This window comes from Solwaraspora sp. WMMD406, from assembly GCF_029626025.1.
GTDB lineage: Bacteria > Actinomycetota > Actinomycetes > Mycobacteriales > Micromonosporaceae > Micromonospora_E.
Genome location: NZ_JARUBF010000001.1, coordinates 2,772,635 through 2,793,573 on the forward strand (window position 1 = coordinate 2,772,635; position 20,939 = coordinate 2,793,573).

Consider the following 20,939-nt stretch of genomic DNA (forward strand, 5'->3'; position numbering starts at 1 on the left):
GAGAAGGCTCCCATGGACCACGTCTTGGACAGACAGGCCGACGTCATCCACACAGCTCCGGACGGCGTCGCCGTCGAGGCCCCGACCACGGCTCGCGCCATCGGGCGGCCCGCCAGACCGTTCGCCCAGATCGGCGCTTACCTGGCACTGCTGCGACCGCGGCATTGGATCAAGGGGATCGCGGTGCTGGTCGCGCCGTTGATCATCGCACCGGTGGCATCGCTGTCACACGTCGTCACCATCGGTCTGACGCTGCTGAGCTTCCTCCTGGCGTCCTCGACGGTGTACGTGTTCAACGATCTCCGTGACCGGGAGTCCGACCGGCTGCATCCGGTCAAACGGCTTCGCGCGCTGGCCAGCGGCCGGGTCACCGTGCCCGGCGTGGTCACCCTGCTGATCATCCTGCTGGTCGTCACGCTCGGGCTGCTCGTGGTGGTCCCGCCGCTGGTGGCGGCGATCATCGCCGGCTATCTGGTGATGAACCTCTGGTACAGCATGGCGCTCAAGCATCAGCCGCTCGTCGACGTGTCCGTCGTCGCCAGCGGCTTCGTGCTCCGGGTGTTGGCCGGAACGATCGCCGCCGGTCTCGACGTGCAGCCGATTCTGTTGATCTGCGTCTACTGCGCGTGTGTGGCGCTGTCGCTCGGCAAGCGCCGGCACGAGCTCGCCGGTCTGCCGTCCGAGGGCGAGACGGGTGCCCGCCACCGGCCCGTGCTGTCGTCGTACTCCGTACCGTTTCTCGACCTCGTCGTGGCCGTGAGCCTGGTCGCCGCGCTGGCCTGCTACGTCGTGTCGATGTTGCAGCTGACGTACCCGTTCGGGGCCGTCGCCGCCGTGCTGACGTTTCCGTTCGCCGCCTTCATGGTCTACCGCTACCTGCAGATGCTCATGGTCGAGCGGTCCGGCGGCGACCCGGTCGAGGATCTGGTTCGCGACCGCGCGACGCGGGTCAATTTCGCACTGTGGGCGGCGATCCTGTTGCCGATCCTGATCGCCGACTCGTGGTAGGTGTCCGTGCCCGGCTCGGGCCGCGTCCTGTCCTCGTCACACTCCGTCCGACCTCTCCTGAGGGGCACTCGTGAGCAAGCCTGACGCTCCCGGTTACGACGTCTGTATCGCGGTCAACTACTACACCCCGTACGTCAGCGGACTCACCGAGGTCGCCAGGATCGTCGCCGAAGGGCTCGCAGGTCGGGGCTGGCGGGTGGCGGTGGTGGCCGCTCGGCACGATCCCGCGCTACCCCTGCGCGAGACGATCGGTGGGGTGGACGTCTTCCGGTGCCCCGTCGTGGCCTCCATCAGCCGTGGCCTGGTCAGCCCGTCCTTCGCCGGGACCGTCCGTCGACTGGCGCGACGTTCGCGGGTGCTCAACCTGCACCTGCCGATGCTCGAGGCGGGGCTGATCACCGCGCTGCCGTCGCGGACTCCGGTCGTCTCGACGTACCACATCGATCTGTGGCTGCCACCGAGCCTGGTGACCCGGGCTGCGATGGCGGCGGTCGCGGTCTCGTCGAAGGTCACTCTTCGCCGGTCGGCCGCCGCGGTGGTCAACAGCGACGACCAGGCCGAGCACTCGATGATGTGGCCGCTGCTGCGGGACATGCCACGGCACTCGATCGCGGCGCCCTGCATGGATCGCCGCGGCGGCCAGCCCGCGTACCGGCAGACCAGCGGACCGCACATCGGATTTCTCGGGCGCATCGTGCCGGACAAGGGCCTGGAGTACCTCGTCACGGCCTTCAGCGAGATCGCCGATCCGGACGCTCGTCTGCTGGTGGGCGGTGACTACCTCACCGTGGCGGGCGGCAGCGTGATCGCGCAGATCCGGCAGGCCGCCGCGCGTGATCCCCGCATCCAGATCCTCGGTCTGCTGCGCGATCGCCAGATCAACGACTTCTACGCCTCGATCGACGTGTTCGCCCTGCCGTCGATCGCCGAGTCGTTCGGCATAGCGCAGGTCGAGGCGATGATGTGCGGTGTCCCGTCGGTCACGACGGACCTGCCGGGCGGCCGGTATCCGGTGCTGGCCACCGGCATGGGCGCGATCGTCACGCCCCGTGATCCGGTGGAGTTGCACAAAGCCCTGCTCGACCTGCTCGACTGGGACGACGAAGCGCGTAAGCGCGGGGCGAACAGTGCCAGGGAACAGTTCGGGGTCGAGGGCTGCCTCGACCGGTATGCGGCCGTGTTCCGGCAGCACCTGAGTTGACCGGCCCCGCTCGGCCCGGGTCGGTATCGAGCCGGGGTCGCCCGGCCTCAGCACAGCGCGTTTAGGAATGCGAGCTCCGCCTCAGCCTGCGGGGGGACCAGGTGTCCGATGTCGGGCAGCATCGTGACGGACGCGTGGGGCACGGTGGCATCGAGGCGTCTGTGGGTCTCCACCGAGTCGATCATGACGTCCAACCGTCCGAGGTGTACCTGCATCGGGATGGTCAGCCGCCGCAGCGTCTCGTCGTCGAACACGGGTAGCCCACCCATCCGATACCGGAAGTTGGTGGAAACCAGCAACATCCGGTCGATGACCTGCTTTGCCTCGGAGGGCGCCATGGCAGCCAGCGCGGGGCCGAGGATCATCGACAGCGATCGCCGCCGACCCGCGTCGCCGAACACGGTCAACAGCAGAGCACCGAGTACGGACCACCGTCGCTGTCGGCCGATGCCGCCCGGGCAGTAGAGCACCAGTCCGTCCACCCGGTCCGGTCGACGGGTGGCGTAGTCCAGTGCCAACCAGCCGCCCAGCGACATGCCGACGATCGCCACCCGACGCTGCCCGAGGACGTCCAGAACGGCGTCGAGCCACGCCGCGTACCGGTCCGATCCGAGCGGCGGTCGGGACGGCGCGCTGAACCCGGGTTCGCCGATGATGTCGATCGCGATCACCCGGAAGCGCTGGGTGAGATCGCCGGCTCGGCCGGTCCACAGCGCCGAGTTGCTTCCCGCGCCGTGGAGCAGCACCACTGCGGGCGCGTCGGGCGGGCCGCAGGTGATGACGAAGGTGTCGCCCTCCGGGGTCGGTACATGGCGTCGCTCGTGTTCCACCGGCCACGACGCCAGGACGCCACGGTAGTCCTCGGCCAGTAGGCGCGCACCGGCCTCGGACCGGTAGATGCTGCTCATGGTTCACCCTTCCACCGCGATGGAAGGCCTACTCTATACGGATTAAAACATCGCTGTCATGCCAAAGAATAGGGAAGTTTAGGGAGTGTTGAGGATGCTGATGTCCGAATGTCGGTGGCGGCGACGGACCACGGCCGTCGGATCCCCGCTGGTGACGCGCCGCGCGGCCCGGCTGGACCGCGCGGCGTCTTCGCTCACCAGATCAGATGTACGCCGTGTTCGGCTCCAAGCCGCACAGCACCCGGCCGTAAAGCTCCAGGTTGGTGTTCGGATGCATCAACGCGTGCATGTTCAGCGTCTGCAGGTCGCGGTCGATCCGTTGAATCGGCACGTCCCGGTAGATCGACGTGCCGCCGCTGGCGGTCCGCAGGCGGCCGACGGCCGCCGCCGTCAACTGGAAGACCCGGCCCAGGCTCACCCGGGCGGAGGCCCGCTCCTGGACCGACCACGGTGCGCCGGTGTCGCTCTTGTCGTCGACGGTGCTGGCCAGCCGGCGGGCGTGGAACTCCGCTTCGTCGACCTCCAGTGCCGACTCGGCGACCTGGAAGTGGGTCAACGGCGCTTCCCGCTGGCTGTCGTAGCTGGTGTAGCTGATCTTGCGTTCGGGCAGCCGGGTGAGGAATTCCTCCAGCCCGGCTCGGGCCAGGCCGATCGCCGCGCCGGTGAAGGTGGTGCAGCCGGTCGCCATCATCGGCTGGCGGTAGAGGCCGTGTGCGGCGTTGATACGCGAGGCGTACTGTTCGCTGAGGACGGCGACCATCGGGATCAGCCGCTGCTGGGGGATGAAGACCTGCCGGGCCACCACGGTCACGCTGCCGGTGCCGCGCAGGCCGACGGTGTGCCAGTCGTCGACGATCTCCAGATCGGCCATCGGCACCATAGCCATCACCGGCCACTGAGTGCCGTCCGGTGCCGGACCCATCGCGATGATCGCCTGCCACTGGCTGTGCAGCGCGCCGCTGACGAAGCGCCACTGCCCGTTGAGCGTGAAACCACCGGCGGTCGGCTCGACGGCGGCCGAGGGGGTGAGCACCCCACACACCCGGATGTCCGGCGAGCTGAACACCTCGTCCTGGACCTCGTCGGGAAACAGGCAGGCCAGCCAGTTGCTGATCGACCAGACCGATGCCGTCCACGCCGCGGACCCGTCGCCCCGGCCGAGTTCGGTGATCACGTCGAGGACGGTGCGGGCGTCGCTCTCGTAACCGCCGTACCGGTGCGGGATGCGCATCCGGAGCACCCCGGAGGCGGTCATCGCTTCCAGGACCTCGTCGTGCAGCCGGCGGTTCTCCTCGTGCCAGAGGGCGTGCTTACGCAGCAGCGGCACCAGTTCGGCGGCTCGGCCGACGAGATCCGGACGATGTGGCGCTTGAGTGTCCAACATGATGTCCTCCTGGAAGTCGCGATACGAACCCGTGGTGCGGCGCCCTCCGCACGGGTAGCCATCCTGAACCTGCCAGCTGATCGGCGGTGCGGCACCTTCCGGGTTGCGCACCCGAACGGAGTGGCCGGGTCCGCGACGGTGGTGCGCGCTCACCCGGTACCCGTGTTCCACGGAGGCGGAGTGAACCTCGACCACGCGCCGAGGTCACGGTGACCAGCTGGGAATTCTCAGCGCGCGCACAGCTGCCGCATACGATTCCGCGAGCCGGCTGCCTGACGCTCGGGACCATGACCACGACACTGCCTGCGCCTGACGCGTCCGCTCCGGGACATCCGCCAGCCGACCCGGCGGGATCAGCGGCCGCCGCTGGCCGCGTACCGCTGACAACCCGCCTGATGCGCGGCCACGCCGAGGATCCCGCCTGGGCCCGCCCCGCGCTGTACGGCCTGCTCCTCGCCGCCGCCGGGCTGTACCTGTGGGGGCTCGGCCAGTCCGGTTGGGCCAACGCCTACTACTCGGCGGCGGCCCAGGCCGGCTCGCAGAACTGGACGGCGTTCTTCTTCGGCTCCTCCGACGCCGGCAACTCGATCACCGTCGACAAGCCGCCGGCCGCGCTGTGGCTGATGGCGCTGTCGGTACGGATGTTCGGGCTGAGTTCGTGGAGCATCCTGATACCACAGGCACTCGCCGGCACCGCCGCCGTCGGCGTGCTGTACGCCACCGTCCGGCGCTGGTACGGCCCCGGAGCCGGCCTGCTCGCCGCGACGATTCTCGCACTCACCCCGGTCACGGTGTTGATGTTCCGCTTCAACAACCCGGACGCGCTGCTCGTGCTGCTGCTGGTCGCCGGGGCGTACGCCATGGTACGGGCGGTGGAGACCACCAGCACCCGGTGGATCCTGCTGGTCGGCGTGGCCGTCGGGTTCGGCTTTCTCACCAAGATGCTGCAGGCGCTGCTGGTGGTGCCGGGGTTCGCGCTCGTCTACCTCGTGGCCGCACCGACCTCGGTGCGTCGCCGGATCGGCCAGCTGCTCCTCGGTGGACTGGCGATGGTGCTTTCCGCTGGCTGGTGGATCGCGATCGTGGAACTCGTCCCGGCCGAGCACCGGCCGTACATCGGTGGTTCGCAGACCAACAGTGTCCTGGAGCTGACCCTCGGCTACAACGGACTCGGTCGGATCACCGGCGAACAGGTGGGTTCGGTAGGCGGGGGCATGGGCGGCGGGTGGGGCCAGACCGGTGTGACCCGGCTGTTCGACCTGGACAACGGTGGCCAGATCGCCTGGCTGCTACCGGCCGCGCTGATCCTGCTCGTCGTCGGGCTGGTGACGACCGTCCGAGCCGGCCGCACCGACCGCACCCGGGCCGGCTTCGTGCTGTGGGGTGGCTGGCTGGTCGTCACCGGCACCGTGTTCAGCTTCATGGCGGGCATCTTCCACGCGTACTACACGGTGGCCCTGGCGCCCGCCGTCGCCGCGTCGGTCGCCATGGGCGCGGCACTGATGTGGCGTCGTCGGCACCGCTACTGGGCATCGGCGGTGCTCGCCGGCACGGTGGCGATCACCGCCGGCTGGTCGTGGGTGCTGCTCGGCCGTAGTCCCGACTGGCAGCCGTGGCTGCGCGTCGCGGTCCTGGTCGTCGGGTTGACCTCGGCGGGGGTGTTGCTGCTCGCCGGACGGGCGACGACGCGGCTCGGTCTGCTGGTCGCCGGGCTCGCTTTGGCCGCCGTCCTGGCCGGGCCGGCCGGGTACGCGGCGGCGACGGCCACTACCGTCCACACGGGAGCGATACCGACGGCTGGTCCGGCCGGGTTTGGGCGGTCGGGCGGACCGGGCGGCGGATTCGGTGGTAACGGTCCCGGTGGTGGTCCCGGGGGTGGTGGTCCCGGCGGTGCCGTTCCTGGCGGTGCCGTTCCTGGCGGAGCCTTCGGCCCAGGGGGCGACTCCGGCACCGACGGCCAGCGCGACGCTGGCGGTGGCGGCCCGGGCGGCGGCCCGACTGGTAGGGGCGACGGCGGCCGCCCGGATGCGGGCGGCGGTGCTCTGCCGGGTGCCGGTGGCCCGGCGGGAACCACTGGCGACCGCCTCGGCGGGGGCGGCATGGGCGGTCTGCTCGGGGCTCCGAGCGCCAGCGACGAGTTGGTCGAGGCGCTGCGCGCCGGGGCGGACGGCTACACCTGGGTCGCCGCAGCGGTCGGCGCCAACAACGCCGCCGGATATCAGTTGGCCAGTGAGCGACCGGTGATGGCCCTCGGGGGCTTCAACGGCAGCGATCCGTCGCCGACTCTGGAGCAGTTCCAGCGGTACGTCGCCGATGGCGAAGTCCATTACTTCATCGCTGGCTCACCGGGGCGCAGCGACTCCGGCAGCGACGAGGCGCACCAGATCGCCGAGTGGGTGGCGGAGACGTTCACCGCCGACGAGATCGGTGGGACGACCGTCTACGACCTCACGAACGGCTGACCTGCCGGACGACTCTGCCCGTTCCACCGGCCCCGGGCCGGCGACACCCGTAACCGACGGGTGTCGCCGGCTGCGGCTGTCGGCTGATCCGGAGCCGACGCGACAACCCACGTTCATAGCCGGGGCACAGCTGGCCCGTAACCGTGGCCTAGGTTCGAACCGCACCGTTTCAGCCATGTCCGCGACGACGTCTCCCACCAACCGGCCACCGACACCACAAGCGACCGCGACACCACGCCGCACCGACGCATCGTACCGGCTCCAACGGCACGGCACGGTCGGCGGACCGCCACCGGTGGTGGACGTGGTCGTCCCGGTCCACAACGAGGAACGCGACCTGGCGGGCAGCGTACGGCGGCTGCACCGGCACCTCGACGCGACGTTTCCCTATCCGTTCCAGATCACCATCGCCGACAACGCCAGCACCGACACCACCGGCCGCATCGCGGTCGCCCTGGCCGACGAACTGCCCCGGGTGAGCGCCGTACGGCTGGATCGCAAGGGCCGGGGCCGCGCGCTCGCGGCGGTCTGGTCGACCTCCACCGCGCCGGTGCTGGCATACACGGATGTCGACCTCTCCACCGATCTGGCCGCGCTGCTGCCACTGGTCGCGCCGCTCATCTCGGGCCACTCCGATTTGGCCATCGGCAGTCGACTCGCCCGGAACTCGCGGGTGACCCGGGGCGCCAAACGCGAGATCATCTCGCGTGGCTACAACCTGTTGCTCCGGGGTGCGCTCGCGACCAGGTTCTCCGACGCCCAGTGCGGTTTCAAAGCGATCCGCAAGGATGTCGCCGACAGCCTGCTGCCCCTGGTCCGGGACACCGGATGGTTCTTCGACACCGAGCTGCTGGTCCTCGCCGAGCGGGCCGGGTTGCGGATTCACGAAGTCCCGGTCGACTGGGTGGACGATCCGGACAGCCGGGTCGACATCATGGCCACCGCCGTGGCCGACCTCAAAGGCATGGTACGGGTCGGCCGGGCACTGGCCACCGGCACACTGCCGCTGGCCGACCTGCGTCGCGAGTTCGGCCGCGTCCCGGCTCACCCGACCGCCGGTGCGCCTACCGGTACGCCTGCGGCCGACGTTCGGCATCCGGCCGGCGTACCGGCCGGACTCACCGGGCAGCTGGTCCGCTTCGTCGGTGTCGGTGTCGCCAGCACCCTCGCCTACATCGTGATCTTCGCCCTGACGCGGACCGTCGTCGACGCGCAGACCGCGAATCTGTCGGCCTTGCTGCTCACCGCGATCGGCAACACTGCGGCCAACCGGCGCTACACGTTCGGGATAGCCGGCCGAGGTCGCCTGATCCGGCACCACCTGCAAGGACTCGCCGTCTTCGCGCTGGGCCTGGCGCTGACCAGCGGATCGTTGGCGCTGCTCGGCGTCGTCACCCCGGATGCCGGGCGGATCGTCGAGCTGACGGTGCTGGTCGCGGCCAACCTGACCGCGACGCTACTGCGCTTCCTGCTGTTGCGGGGCTGGGTGTTCGGTCACCGTACTTCCAGTTCCAACAGTGAACAGCCGTACTGGTTGACTCGTCGGGTGCCGTACATCCGCAGATAGCGGGCGTCCACTCCGGGCATTCGCAGCGTGACGGTGCCACCCGTGCCGTTCTCGGTGGCGTACCGGGTGGTCCAGGTCCGCCCGTCACGCGACGTCTCCGCCCGGTACGCGGTGGCATGGGCGTGCTCCCAGTACAGGGTGACGCTGTCGACCCGCCAGAGTTGGCCGAGATCGACCTGGATCCACTGCGGATCGCTGAAGCCACTTCTCCATCTGGTGCCGTCGTCGTCGACGGTGGCTGACGCGGGCCAGGCCGGGCCTTCCATACCGGACGAGGTAACCGGCCGCCCCAGGGCAAGGTTGCGGCCCTGCGGATGCGGCCCTGCGGAAGCCCTTGCGGCGGCGGGTGGATCGGGCTGGTAAGCGGACGCCGGCACCAGGTCAGCGCACCAGCGCGTCGGGCCCGATGTGCTCCGCCGAGCCGGCCCGCGCGAACGCGGTCAGGCTGGCGACCGTGGCCGACGCGATGTTGCGCAGCGCCTCCTCGGTGAAGAACGCCTGATGACCGGTGATCAGAACGTTGGGAAAGGTGACCAGCCGGGAGAACAGATCGTCGCCGAGCATCTGGTCGGACAGATCCTCGAAGAACAGGTCGGCCTCTTCCTCGTACACGTCGAGCCCGAGGTAGCCGATCTTTCCGCTCTTCAGACCCCGGATCACCGCGGCGGTGTCGACCAGCGCGCCTCGACTGGTGTTGATCAACATCACTCCGTCGCGCATTTGCGCGATCCGTTCCTCGTCGATCAGGTGATGGGTCTCCGGCGTGAGCGGGCAGTGCAACGTGACGATGTCCGATTCGGCGAGCAGCGTCGGCAGCGGAACGTAGCTCGCCCCGGCGGCGACCGCCTCGTCGGTCGGGTACGGATCTGCGGCGAGGACCCGACAGCCGAACCCGGCCATGATCCGGATGAACCGTACGCCGATCTTGCCGGTCCCGATCACGCCGACGGTCCGGCCGTGCAGGTCGAAACCGAGCAGACCGTTGAGGGCGAAGTTGTGCTCCCGGACCCGGTTGTACGCCCGGTGGATCTTGCGGTTCAGCGCCAGGATCAGCCCGGCGCAGTGCTCCGCCACCGCGTACGGCGAATAGCCCGGCACCCGGGTGACGGTCAGCCCGAGCCGACGCGCGGTGGCCAGATCGACGTGGTTGAACCCGGCCGAGCGCAGCGCGACCAGCCGTACGCCGCCTTGGGCGAGGGCCTCCAGCACGGTCGCGCCGAGGTCGTCGTTGACGAATGCGCAGACCGCGTCGCAGCCGGTGGCCAGTTGCGCGGTCTCCGGAGACAGCCGGGGCTCCAGGTAGATCAGCTCGTGGCCCGCGCCGTCGTTGGCGGCGGTCAGGAACCGACTGTCGTACGGCTTGGTGCTGAAAACGGCGACGCGCATCGCTCCACCTCCGCGACCGACGCTATCGGTGCCCGGCACGGCGGGCGCGACGGGGTCGACCGGCGATCCGGTGACCGCCGGCCCTGGCACCGGGCATCCCGGCCGGGACGCTGGCACGCGGGTTCACCTGTTGTCTGTCCGGCGCGCGCCCGGTGGTCGTCACCTCGTCGGCGGGCGCCCCTAAGACATCTGTGTGACCTGGACTTCGAACCCCGCTACCCGCAACCTGGCCGCTGCTCTGGTCGGTACGACGGGCGCCGTGCTGATCGCCACGGCGGCCCTCGGCGCCGCGCCCGCCGACGACGGTTCCGGCCGACTCGGCACGGTCGAGCTGGGCGCGGCCCAGGGCACCGGTACCGACGACCCCATCTTCGCGTCCGCGACGACCTCCGCACCCTGCCCCGATGGCTACGGCTCCGACGCGTTGCTGCGGGTCGGCCCGCCGGGCGGACCGTACACCAACCTGGCCCGTCCGTTGATCGACGGCGGCTACGACCGGCGGCCGGTGAGCGCCCAACCCAACCGGTCGTTCGCGGTCGCGATCGGCGGCACCGCGCCGTCCGACGGCGAGTGGTGGGTCGTGGTCGAGTGTTTCAGCGAGCTGCACGGGCAACATCCGCAGCGGTTCGCGACCTCGATCACCGTCACCGGCGACCAGTGGCGGCTGACCCCCGGTGGTGGTAGCGCGGCCGGTGCGACCGCCACGCCGGCGGCGGCCGCCCCGCCGACCCCGGCGCCGGCATCCGAGCCCGCCGCCGACCCGGGCGACACCACACCGGACGGCGTCGAGTCGACCGCCCCCGGCGACGTGGCCGACGATCCAGCGCTGTCCCGTACCGCGCGGTCCGGTCCGGCCTCGGCGGGCGTCAGCTGGTGGTGGCTGGCCGTGCTGATCGCCGCCGGGGCGGTGATCGCCGTCGTCGTCCGGGTGACCCGGACCTCGCGCTGATCCGCCGTACGTCGGCGGCACCTGCACGAAAGGTGGACCTGTGCACACGCATTGTTCACCTCGGTCATGTCCGGCGTGCAGGAATCCAGGCTCGTGGCGACATCCACGATTCCGAGGCTGCTTCACGACCGGCGTGGGGAGGCGGGCCATGCGTGTGCCGGCACGCACTGGTGAAGGAGACTTCGTGCAGCTACCACGCTTCGTGTTTCTCGCGACGACGCCGACCGCCAACGAGGCGGGACGCCCGGCGGACCAAGGGATTCTCTGGACCCTGGTGTCGCCGAACAACCGACCGTTGGCCCGGGCACCGCAGGCGTTCGCGTCGTACGCCGAGTGCCAGGAGGCGGTACGACTGCTGCAGTCGGCCGCCGACCAGCTGCGGCTGGTCGAGACCACCGCCGAGCGGACCGGGCAGTGGACCTGGCGTGCCGAATTGGACGGCCGGGTGTTGGCCGTCTCCAGCCGTTCCTACCTGCGGACCCGGGAGTGCGCGTACAACATCGGGCGGTTCCGGGAGGCGTTGCCGGTGGCGTTGATCGTCGCCGGCACCCGCGCCGCCCGTCGCGAGCCTCGTCCGCCGGCCGCGGAGTCGCCGTCGCCGCGAGCGCTCGCGGCGGCACCGGTACCCGCACCGGCCCGTACCGGGGAGAGCCGGACCGCTCCGCGCAGGCCAGTCTGGAGTGTCGGCTAGATGGTCACCCTGGCGGGTCCGGTGTCGCCTCCGGACGTGGAACCTGTGGTCGACGACCGACCCCGGCGCATCGTGGTCCGCCGGGGCGGTTCCGACCTGGTGTTTCGAGGCCTTGCCCGGGCCGCTGGCACCGCCGTCCTGTTGATCATGCTGCTGGTCGGCCTCTTCCTGGCGGTCCAAGCCTGGCCGGCCGTCGAACTGGCCGGCTGGCGGTTCCTCACCGTGCAGGACTGGGACCCGGCCGGCAACGCGTTCGGGGTCGCCGGAGTGCTGACCGGGACGATCCTGATCGCCGTCGTGGCGATCACGATCAGCGTGCCGCTGGCCACCGGCACCGCGCTCTACATCGCCGAGTACGCGCCACGTGGGCTGCGCCCACTGTTGGTGAACCTGGTCGACCTGATGGCGGCGGTGCCCAGCGTGGTGTACGGCATCTGGGGCTTCTTCCTGCTCCAGCCGCACCTGCTGGTCGTCGGCGATCAGGGGGAAGGGCTGCCCCGATGGCTCACGACCTACTTCGGCTGGCTGCCGTTCTTCCGCGTCGAAGGCTACGACCCCCGTGACCCGCTCGCCAGTCCGACCGCGCTGACCTCGTCGACGTTCATCGCCGGAATCGTGGTGGCCATGATGGTCGCGCCGATCATCGCCTCGGTGATGCGCGAGGTCTTCGCTCAGGCCCCGGTGGGCGAACGGGAAGGCGCCTACGCCCTCGGCGCGACCCGTTGGGGGATGATCCGCGCGGTCGTCCTACCGTTCGGACGCGGCGGCATGATCGGCGGCACCATGCTGGGCCTGGGCCGGGCGCTCGGCGAGACCATCGCGGTGTTCCTGATCGTCTCCATGGTCTTCACCGTCCAGCCGCGCGTCCTGCAGAACGGTGCCGGGTCCATCTCCGCGTTGATCGCCCTGCGGTACGGCGACTCGACCGCACTGGGCATCGCCGCGCTGATGGCGGCCGGGCTGGTGCTGTTCCTGCTGACGCTGGTGGTCAACTTCGCCGCGTCCGTCATCATCAGCCGGAGCCGGTCCGGCGCGTCGAGTGAGGCCTGAGCGATGACACCGCCGCTGACGCTGGCCACCCCCGAGGTACGCCGCCGCACCGCCGCCGTACGGCGTACCGACGTGTTCGCGGCGCTCGGTGCCGCCGTCGCCGCGCTCGCGCTGACCACGGTGCTCTTCGCCCACCTGGCGCCCTTCGACGGAGTGCTCGGCTTCGTGGTGGTCAGCTACCTGACGTTCCTCGGTCTCTACACACTGCTGGTCTCGCTCGACGAACGAGGCCCGGCGGTCCGTGACCGGCTGGCCGCCGCCGTGGTGCACAGCCTTGCCCTGGTCATGCTGCTGGCATTGGTGGTCGTCGTGGCGTTCACCCTGTGGCGGGGGCGGGAGGCGCTGGCCCAGGCGAACTTCTTCTACGAGGACATGGGCCGGGCCGGGCCGCTGCAGCCGCTGGACGTCGGCGGTATCCGGCACGCCGCGATCGGCACCCTGCAGCAGATCGGCATCGCGTTGGCGATCACCGTACCGCTGGGCTTGGCCTGTGCCGTCTTCCTCAGCGAACTTCCCGGCCCGTTCAGCCGGTTCGTCCGCACGATCGCCGAGGCGATGACCGCGCTGCCGTCCGTGGTGGCCGGCCTGTTCATCTACGCCACCGTGATCCTCGGCCTCGGCCTGGACAAGTCGGGGTTCGCCGCCGCGCTGGCGTTGAGCGTCATGATGCTGCCGATCATCATCCGCGCCGCCGACGTGGTGATCCGGCTGGTTCCCGGCACCCTGCGGGAGGCCGCGTTGGCGACGGGCGCTTCGCAGTGGCGCACCATCTGGCACGTCGTACTGCCGACCGCCCGGTCCGGGCTGACCACGGCGATCATCCTGGGCACCGCGCGGGGCATCGGCGAAACGTCTCCGGTGCTGCTGACCGCCGGCTTCGCCGCGTACACCAACGCCAACCCGACCAGCGGCCCGCAGGTGTCGCTACCGCTGTTCGTCTTCGATGCGGTGCGCCGGCCCGACGAGGCGATGATCTCGCGCGGCTTCGGCGCGGCGGCGGTGCTGATGCTGCTGGTGCTGACGCTGTTCGTGCTGGCCCGGCTGTTCGGCGGGCGGGCCGCCGGCCAACTCGGCAAGGGCCAGGCCCGGCGGCGGGCCCGCGCGTCACGCCGCGACGCGGTGCGGCTTGCGCGGCGCGCCCGGCAACGACTGGCGGACCGTGACGAAGCAACGAGCGACAGGGGGGAATCCTGATGCGATGCGGTCACCGGATCCTGGTACTGCTGACCGCGCTGCTGGTCGGGGTCGCCATGGTGCCGCCCGCCGCGCACGCGCAGCGGCTGGTCCAGATCAGCGGCGCCGGCTCCTCGTGGAGCGCCAACGCCCTGGACAACTGGCGCCGCAACGTTCAGCAGCGCGGCATCTACGTCAACTACGCGTCCACCGGCTCCACCGACGGGCGTAACCAGTTCCGCAACGGCACCGCCGACTTCGGCGTCTCGGAGATCCCGTACAGGCTCAACGACGTGTTCGCCGGGTCCGACCGGCGTCCCGAGCGGGAGTTCGGCTACATGCCGATCGTGGCCGGCGGAACCGCCTTCATGTACAACCTCACCATCGGCGGCCGGCGGGTGACCAACCTGCGGCTGTCCGGCGAGGTACTGGCCAAGATCTTCACCGGCTCGATCAAACGGTGGAACGACCCTCAGATCGCCGCCCACAACCCCGGCCTGACCCTGCCGGCCCGCAACATCGTGCCGGTGGTCCGGCAGGACGGCTCCGGCACCAGCGCCCAGCTGACCCTCTGGATGAGCAAGCGGTATCCGGCGATCTGGAACGCCTACTGCGCCCGGTTCGGCAAACCCACCCCGTGTGGCATCACCTCGACGTATCCGTTCCGCACCGCCGACGGCTTCGTCGGAGCCAGCGGATCCACCGGCGTCGCCGGCTACGTCGCCCAGGCCAACGCCGAAGGCGCCATCACCTACGTGGAGTATTCGTACGCGGTGAACGCCCGCTTTCCGGTGGTCAAAATGCTCAACGCCGCGAACTACTACGTCGAGCCGACGGCCTCCAACGTGGCCGTGGCGTTGACCCGGGCCCGGATCAACGACAATCCGTCGTCGCCGGACTACCTGACCCAGATCCTCGACGACGTCTACGCCTTCGACGACCCCCGGTCCTACCCGTTGTCGTCCTACTCGTACATGATCATCCCGCAGAAGGTGGAGTTGAACGTCACCCGGGACAAGGGCTTCACCCTGGCGTCGTTCGCCAACTACTTCCTGTGTGAAGGCCAGCAGCAGGCCGATGTGCTGGGCTACTCGCCGCTACCGATCAACCTGGTCCAAGCGGCGATGGAGCAGGTCCGCAAGATCCCCGGTGCCCCGCAGCAGAACATCCGGATCGAGAACTGCAACAACCCGACCTTCTCCCGCGACGGCACGAACACCCTGGCCCGAAACGCCCCGCAGCCCTCCACCTGCGACAGACAGGGCACCACGCAGAGTACCGCCGGCACCGCCGGCGCCCGCCAGGAGACGCCGGTCAACGCGGCGGCCCGCTGCGCCAGCGGCGGCGGCCCGTCGCCCGGCCGTACCGCCACCCCGGGGGCCACCGCCACCCCCGGCGGGGGCGCGACCACCGCGCCCCCGACCACCAGCGCCGGTACGCCGACCGCAGCCGTGCCCGACCCGGGCGCGGTGATCGACCCGGACACCGGCGAGGTCGTCGGCGACGGCTCCGGCGACCCGGGCGGCGACCCCGGGTCGGCGGTCGCCGCGATCCCGGTGTCACTGGAGGGCCGCCGAGGCTGGCAGTTGTCGCACACCATGATGCTGCTCGCCAGCGTACTGCTGGTGGGCCTGCTGGTCGGCCCACCGCTGGTCGCGCACCGGTACGCGGGACGCCGGGACCGGGGGCAGTCGTGACGATCCGCGACCCACGGCGGGCCGCCCGGCAGGCCGTCCGCCGCCGTGCCGTCCTGCTCTGCGCCGCCGCCCTGCTCGGACTGCTGACCGTGGCTCCCCCCGTACCGGCCCCGGCCGGCGCTGTTCCGATCGAGACCGTCGGGGCCGGCGCCACCACCCCGGCCGGCGCGCCGTCGGCCGACGCGGCCACGTCCGAGACCGGGTCCGCCGAGACGGTCCGCGGCCGGGCCGAAGGGCCGGAAGACTTCACCGGACTGGAGATCACCGTCTCGCGGACCCGGGACCTGACCAACCAGGCCATCGTGGTCACCTGGACCGGTGGCGCGCCGACCCCGCGTAACCGGCAACTCGGCGTCGACTACCTGCAAGTGATGCAGTGCTGGGGCGACCCCGACGACCCGGCCGACCCGGACGGACTCGCGTTCCGCGAGACCTGCCAGTTCGGCCTTGGCCTGCCGCAGCCCAAGATGGCCCAGGGCGCGGACGCACCGACCAGCAAGAACGCCAGCCGACGCCGGGTCGACCCGTTCGACGTCGCCGGCTACCCGGACCGGGACCCGGCCGAACCGCTCGCAGCCGACGCGCAGATGGTGCCGTTCCGTACCGTCGACGGCGAACGCACCCCCGACGGTAGCCCCGACCAGCCGTTCGGCAGCAAACCCAACCCGGCGGTGCCCGGCGGGGTGATGGACCGCACCGATGACGACGTGCTGCGGACCTACTTCGACGAAGCCTCCACCAACGAGTACCCGTACGCGTTGACCGCCGCCGACGGCACCGGCCGGATCGCGTTCGAGGTGCAGAACGCTGGTCGAGCCCCGCATCTGGGCTGCGGCGCCAGCGTCGGCACCGGCGGCGGAGTCCGCGACTGCCACCTGGTGATCGTGCCGCGCGGCCGGCACAACCCGTACACCGGTGACGACGTGTCCGCCAGCGGGGCGGTGCACGGCAGCCCGTTCACCCCGGCGGTGTGGCGGCACCGGATCGTGGTACCGCTGCGGTTCCGTCCGGTCGGCGCGGTCTGCCCACTCACCCAGGCCGAACGGCGCACCGCCGGCACCGAAATGATCGCCGAGGCGGTCACGTCGTGGCAGCCGGCGGTCTGCGCCGACGACGGGCCGGTCATCGGCTACTCGGCGATCGGCGACTTCGAAGCCGAGGCGCAGATCCTGTCGGAGTCCGCCGCCGCGCCCGGCCTGGTGTTCACCTCCGCACCGATCGAGACACCGGCCGGAGCCGATCCGCTGGTGTCCGCCCCGGTCGCCGCCAGCGGTGTGGTCATCGCCTACAACGTGGACGGCAACCTCGACCCGTACGCGTCGGCGGGGGAGTCCGAGCGGCTGCGCGGCGCGGTCCTGGCCGATCTCAAGCTCACGCCGAGGCTGGTCGCCAAGCTGTTGACCCAGTCGTACCGGCGGGACGTGCCCGGCGTCGGTGGCCCGGAAGGCAACCCCAACAGCGTCAAGTACGACCGGGAGTTCATCGACCTCAACCCGGTCTTCGAACACTGGGACAAGACTCCGTCGGCCACACTCAACGGGCTGATGGTTCCGGTCGGCAACGCGATGGCGACCCGGGAGCTGTGGCGCTGGGTGCTCACCGACGCCGCCGCCCGCCGGTGGCTCGCCGGTGAACCCGACGAACAGGGCATGGTGGTCAACCCGGCGTACCAGCAGGTGCTGGCCGGGCAGAGCGCGCCCGACTACTTTCCCAAGGCCGACCCCGGCTGCGCCACCGAGACGTTCCTCGACGTCGAGTACGCCAACTGCACTCTCGACTATCGCCCGTACACGGGCACCTTGGGCGAGGGTGCGTTGCAGGCGCTGCGGGCCGACACCAAGGGCGCCACCGTCCCGCTGCAGACCATCAATCTGCCCGCCGGCGAACAACCGAAGTGGACCAGGATCCCCCGGCAGGAACCCGGTTTCCGGATGGCGATGGCGGTCACCGACTCGGCGTCGGCCGCCCGCTACGGATTGCACACCGCGCAGCTGTGCCACTCCTCGGTGACACCGGACGGCGGGCACACCGCCACCGACTGCCGGTCGGCCACCGAGGCGCAGCTGGGGACCGCCCTCGACGCGATGGTTCCCAGCACGGTCGAGGGGGTACGGGCGATCGACCCGGCCGCGGTCTGGGCCCGGCCGCAGGCGTACCCGTTGACGATGGTCAGCTACGCGGTCGCGGACACGTCGGCGCCGGCCGATGCCCGCCGCGACTACGCCGGCCTGCTGCGGCACGCCGCCGGGCCCGGACAGACCCCGGGCGTCGAGCCGGGCACCCTGCCGGAAGGCTACGTGCCGTTGCCGGCGGCGTGGCGCGAGCAGACCCGGGCCGCCGCGGACCTGCTGGAGCGCTACGTCGCGCCCACCACGCCGGCACCCACACCCGGTCCCACCCCGTTACCTTTTTGATCGTCCCCAGCCGGGGACTGCTCGGTCGCCCGGCTCGGTATGACTGAATGCCCCTGTCGTACGCATGATCCGGGGGGTGTTGTCGCCGAGCCGGGTGGCGTCGGCGGACCGCTGATAGGGACCCGGCCACCCCGTCGTGGGGTAGGTCTCTCCGTAACGTGGATGCCGGCAGTCCGACGCTATGACCAGCGGCCGAGCCAGGCCATCGCCGTGAGGAGGCAAGCTGTGCACGACGGGTTCGGCGTCTTCATCGGACTCGACGTCGGCAAGGAAGGACACCACGCGGTCGCGTTGAACCGCGACGGCAAGCGGCTGCACGACGCGACGCTGCCCAACACCGAAACCGGGCTGCGGAAACTGTTCGACAAACTCGCCCGGCACGGCCAGATCCTGGCCGTGGTCGACCAGCCCGCCTCGATCGGCGCGCTGCCCGTCGCGGTCGCCCGCGCCTGCGGCCACCAGGTCGCCTACCTGCCCGGTCTGGTCATGCGCCGCCTGGCCGACCTGCACCCCGGCACCGCGAAGACCGACGCCCGCGACGCCTACGTCATCGCCGACGCCGCCCGCACCCTGCCCCACACCCTGCGCCGGGTCGACACCGGCGACGACGCCCTGGCCGAGCTGGAGGTGATGGTCGGCTACGACGACGACCTCGCCGGCGAGGTCACCCGCGTCGCCAACCGCATCCGGGGCCTGCTCACCCAGATCCACCCACCCCTGGAACGCGTCCTCGGCCCGAAACTGCAGCACCCCGCCGTCCTGGAAGCCATCTCGCGGTGCGGCGGACCCACCGGCATCCGCAAGGCAGGCCGGGCGAAACTCACCGAGATCGTCAAGGCCCGCGCGCCACGCATGGGCGCCCGCCTGGTCGACCAGATCTTCACCGCGCTCGACGCGCAGACCGTCGTGGTTCCCGGCACCACCGCCGCCGAGACCGTCCTTCCCCGACTCGCCGACAACCTGCGTGACCTGCTGCGCCAACGCGACAAGGTCGCCGAACAGGTCGAAGGGATGCTTGATGCGCACCCTCTTGCCCCGGTCCTGACCTCGATGCCCGGCATCGGCGTCAGGACCGCGGCCCGCATCCTGCTCGAAGTCGGCGACGGCACCTCGTTCCCCACCCCCGGCCACCTGGCCGCCTACGCCGGCCTGGCCCCGGTCACCCGCCGCTCCGGCACCAGCATCCGTGGCGAACACCCACCCAAGGGCGGCAACAAGCAGCTGAAACGCGCGTTCTTCCTGTCCGCGTTCGCCGCTCTCGCCGACCCGCTCAGCCGCGCCTACTACGACCGCAAACGCGCTGAGGGCAAGAAACACAACGCCGCCCTCATCTGCCTCGCCCGCCGCCGCGTCGACGTCCTCCACGCCATGCTCCGCACCCAACGGCCATACCAGCCCAAACCGGCGGACGAACCCCGCCTCGCTGCTTGACAGAACCCATAGGGACACCCCCCTGCCGCCGCCCCGCCCACCGATCCGGTGCCGCCGCCCACCGCCGCGCCGTCGCTGCCGACCGCGCCGCCGGACCCCGGCGACAACCCGTCGCCGGGACTGGTCGCTAGCCCGCCGCAGCCCGAGGTGGCACCGGCCGCCCGGGCCACCCCCGCCAGTCCACTGGGCATGGTGCGGTATCTGCTGATCGCTGCCTTGCTGGTCGGGCTGGTCGGCGGCATCGCCGGACCGATCCTGCGGCGACTCGCCACCAGGCCACCAGCCGGAACGGCCGGTCCGTGACACCGGGGCACCGCCAGGCCGGTCACCGTTCATCCGGCCTACGTGTTGGCGGAACACACCAGCCCGAAACGTTCGCCTGCCGGCGGTATCTCCCCACGCCGGTCACGAAAGACGATACCCACGGCCCATCTGCCAGCAGAAAGGGAGCAGGATGAAAATCAGATCGATGGGGCGGTTGGTGACCGTCGGCCTCGGCGCCGTCGTCGCCCTGACCGTCGCGGCCACCCCCGCGGTCGCGGATCCGTCGCCCGTCACCGAATACCGGACGCTCGCCGCCACCGGATCGGACACCACTCAGGACGTCCTCAACGGACTGGGCAACGTGATCACCTCCGGCGGCAACCGGGTCATCGCCTCCTGGGACGCCCGGGGCACCGCGACCATCAAGACCAAAGCCAGCGGGTGCACGTTCAACCGGCCCAACGGCTCCGGCAACGGACGTCGGGCGCTGCGCGCGTCCAACGGCGAGGACCTCGGCGGCACCCACGGCGGCGCCGGCTTCTGGGAAGGCACCAACGTCCAGGGCTGCGTCGACGTCGCCCGGTCGTCGTCGTACGGCGGCGGCGAGACTCCGTCGACCACCGGCAACTACACCTACATCCCGTTCGGGGTGGACGCGCTGTCGCTGGCGGTCAACCAGAACGGCGACCTGCCGTTCAACATGTCGTTCGCGCAGATCCAGCGGGTCTACAAGTGCTTCGACAGCCGCATCGCGGGCAACCCGGTGCAGCCACGGGCCATCCAGGCCGGCTCCGGCACCTGGGAGTTCTGGATGACCAAGATGCAGATCAACGAAACCGAGATCAGCCTCGGTGACTACCCCTGCCTGACCACCCTTCCCCGGGTGCAGGAGCACGACGGCACCGCGCTGACCGGCAACCCGACCCACGTCCTGCCGTTCAGCTCCGGGCAGTTCCTGGCGCAGTCCAACACCGCCGCCATCCAGAACCTGACCGGTGTGACCGTCGCCGACCGGCGCGGTCCGGCCCGGCCGGTCGGGGTCAGCATGCCCGGCCAGCCGGTCGTGCAGCCGATCGTCGGCGGCGTCACCAACCCCAACTTCGGTCTGCGCCGGGACGTCTACAACGTCGTCCCGACCGCGAAGCTCACCGACCCGCTGATCGCGTCGACCTTCGTCGGCGGATCGTCGTCGGTCTGCACCGCGACGGTCGACGACGGCGGCAGCCCGCGCAACGTGGTGCAGCTGTTCGGCTTCGGCCTGCGGACCACCACCGTGGATCCGCTCAACGCCGCCTGCGGCTACAGCAACCTGCGGTTCAACAGCTGACCTGTCAGCACCGTGCGGGTCCGGGCC

17 protein-coding genes are annotated in these 20,939 nt (G+C 70.7%); 13 read left to right on the top strand and 4 right to left on the bottom strand.

Annotation, left to right across the window (positions count from 1 at the left end; translation table 11 throughout):
- Positions 1 to 12 precede the first annotated feature (12 nt).
- Together O7632_RS12665 and O7632_RS12670 are read left to right on the top strand one after the other, a co-directional pair.
- Positions 13 to 1,008, top strand: a complete 996-nt coding sequence (locus tag O7632_RS12665) for a UbiA prenyltransferase family protein (protein WP_278114256.1) — start codon at positions 13 to 15, stop codon at positions 1,006 to 1,008.
- Positions 1,009 to 1,078: 70 nt separating this feature from the next.
- A complete protein-coding gene (locus O7632_RS12670; RefSeq protein WP_278114258.1) occupies positions 1,079 to 2,209 on the top strand; it encodes a glycosyltransferase family 4 protein in 1,131 nt (376 codons plus the stop codon).
- 47 nt (positions 2,210 to 2,256) lie between these two features.
- Here the strand turns inward: O7632_RS12670 and O7632_RS12675 are convergent, their stop codons facing one another.
- Both O7632_RS12675 and O7632_RS12680 read right to left on the bottom strand, forming a co-directional pair.
- Complete coding sequence (locus O7632_RS12675; RefSeq protein WP_278114260.1) at positions 2,257 to 3,117, bottom strand: alpha/beta hydrolase; 861 nt, start codon at positions 3,115 to 3,117, stop codon at positions 2,257 to 2,259.
- A gap of 202 nt (positions 3,118 to 3,319) precedes the next feature.
- Positions 3,320 to 4,501: an acyl-CoA dehydrogenase family protein gene (locus tag O7632_RS12680; protein ID WP_278114262.1), complete on the bottom strand. Its 1,182-nt coding sequence runs from the start codon at positions 4,499 to 4,501 to the stop codon at positions 3,320 to 3,322.
- A gap of 395 nt (positions 4,502 to 4,896) precedes the next feature.
- Between O7632_RS12680 and O7632_RS12685 the strand changes: the two genes are divergently transcribed.
- Together O7632_RS12685 and O7632_RS12690 are read left to right on the top strand one after the other, a co-directional pair.
- On the top strand, positions 4,897 to 6,963 hold the full coding sequence (locus O7632_RS12685) for a glycosyltransferase family 39 protein (RefSeq protein ID WP_278120006.1): 2,067 nt from the start codon (positions 4,897 to 4,899) through the stop codon (positions 6,961 to 6,963).
- Positions 6,964 to 7,267: 304 nt separating this feature from the next.
- Positions 7,268 to 8,530: a bifunctional glycosyltransferase family 2/GtrA family protein gene (locus O7632_RS12690; RefSeq protein WP_278120009.1), complete on the top strand. Its 1,263-nt coding sequence runs from the start codon at positions 7,268 to 7,270 to the stop codon at positions 8,528 to 8,530.
- Here O7632_RS12690 and O7632_RS12695 read toward each other — a convergent pair.
- Together O7632_RS12695 and O7632_RS12700 are read right to left on the bottom strand one after the other, a co-directional pair.
- Complete coding sequence (locus O7632_RS12695) at positions 8,458 to 8,907, bottom strand: discoidin domain-containing protein (RefSeq protein WP_278114263.1); 450 nt, start codon at positions 8,905 to 8,907, stop codon at positions 8,458 to 8,460. The genes O7632_RS12690 and O7632_RS12695 overlap by 73 nt on opposite strands.
- A 4-nt stretch (positions 8,908 to 8,911) precedes the next feature.
- Positions 8,912 to 9,916 (bottom strand): 2-hydroxyacid dehydrogenase, encoded by a 1,005-nt coding sequence (locus O7632_RS12700; protein WP_278114265.1) that lies wholly within the window; start codon positions 9,914 to 9,916, stop codon positions 8,912 to 8,914.
- Between the two features lie 193 nt (positions 9,917 to 10,109).
- Between O7632_RS12700 and O7632_RS12705 the strand changes: the two genes are divergently transcribed.
- The 9 genes from O7632_RS12705 (at position 10,110) to O7632_RS12745 (ending at position 20,912) form a co-directional block, all read left to right on the top strand.
- Positions 10,110 to 10,865, top strand: a complete 756-nt coding sequence (locus tag O7632_RS12705; RefSeq protein WP_278114267.1) for a hypothetical protein — start codon at positions 10,110 to 10,112, stop codon at positions 10,863 to 10,865.
- Positions 10,866 to 11,049: 184 nt separating this feature from the next.
- Positions 11,050 to 11,556, top strand: coding sequence for a hypothetical protein (locus O7632_RS12710; RefSeq protein ID WP_278114269.1), 507 nt, complete (start codon positions 11,050 to 11,052; stop codon positions 11,554 to 11,556).
- Between the two features lie 36 nt (positions 11,557 to 11,592).
- Positions 11,593 to 12,606, top strand: a complete 1,014-nt coding sequence (pstC, locus tag O7632_RS12715; protein WP_278114270.1) for a phosphate ABC transporter permease subunit PstC — start codon at positions 11,593 to 11,595, stop codon at positions 12,604 to 12,606.
- A gap of 3 nt (positions 12,607 to 12,609) precedes the next feature.
- Entirely contained in the window at positions 12,610 to 13,800 is a 1,191-nt protein-coding gene (gene pstA, locus O7632_RS12720) for a phosphate ABC transporter permease PstA (RefSeq protein WP_278114271.1), read from the top strand.
- Positions 13,800 to 15,476 (top strand): substrate-binding domain-containing protein, encoded by a 1,677-nt coding sequence (locus tag O7632_RS12725; protein ID WP_278114272.1) that lies wholly within the window; start codon positions 13,800 to 13,802, stop codon positions 15,474 to 15,476. The genes pstA and O7632_RS12725 overlap by 1 nt, the downstream gene beginning before the upstream one ends.
- On the top strand, positions 15,473 to 17,890 hold the full coding sequence (locus tag O7632_RS12730) for a hypothetical protein (RefSeq protein WP_278114273.1): 2,418 nt from the start codon (positions 15,473 to 15,475) through the stop codon (positions 17,888 to 17,890). The genes O7632_RS12725 and O7632_RS12730 overlap by 4 nt, the downstream gene beginning before the upstream one ends.
- A 225-nt stretch (positions 17,891 to 18,115) precedes the next feature.
- Entirely contained in the window at positions 18,116 to 19,321 is a 1,206-nt protein-coding gene (locus O7632_RS12735) for an IS110 family transposase (RefSeq protein ID WP_278111927.1), read from the top strand.
- Between the two features lie 48 nt (positions 19,322 to 19,369).
- Entirely contained in the window at positions 19,370 to 19,624 is a 255-nt protein-coding gene (locus O7632_RS12740) for a hypothetical protein (protein WP_278114275.1), read from the top strand.
- Positions 19,625 to 19,775: 151 nt separating this feature from the next.
- Entirely contained in the window at positions 19,776 to 20,912 is a 1,137-nt protein-coding gene (locus O7632_RS12745; RefSeq protein WP_278114277.1) for a hypothetical protein, read from the top strand.
- Positions 20,913 to 20,939: the final 27 nt, after the last annotated feature.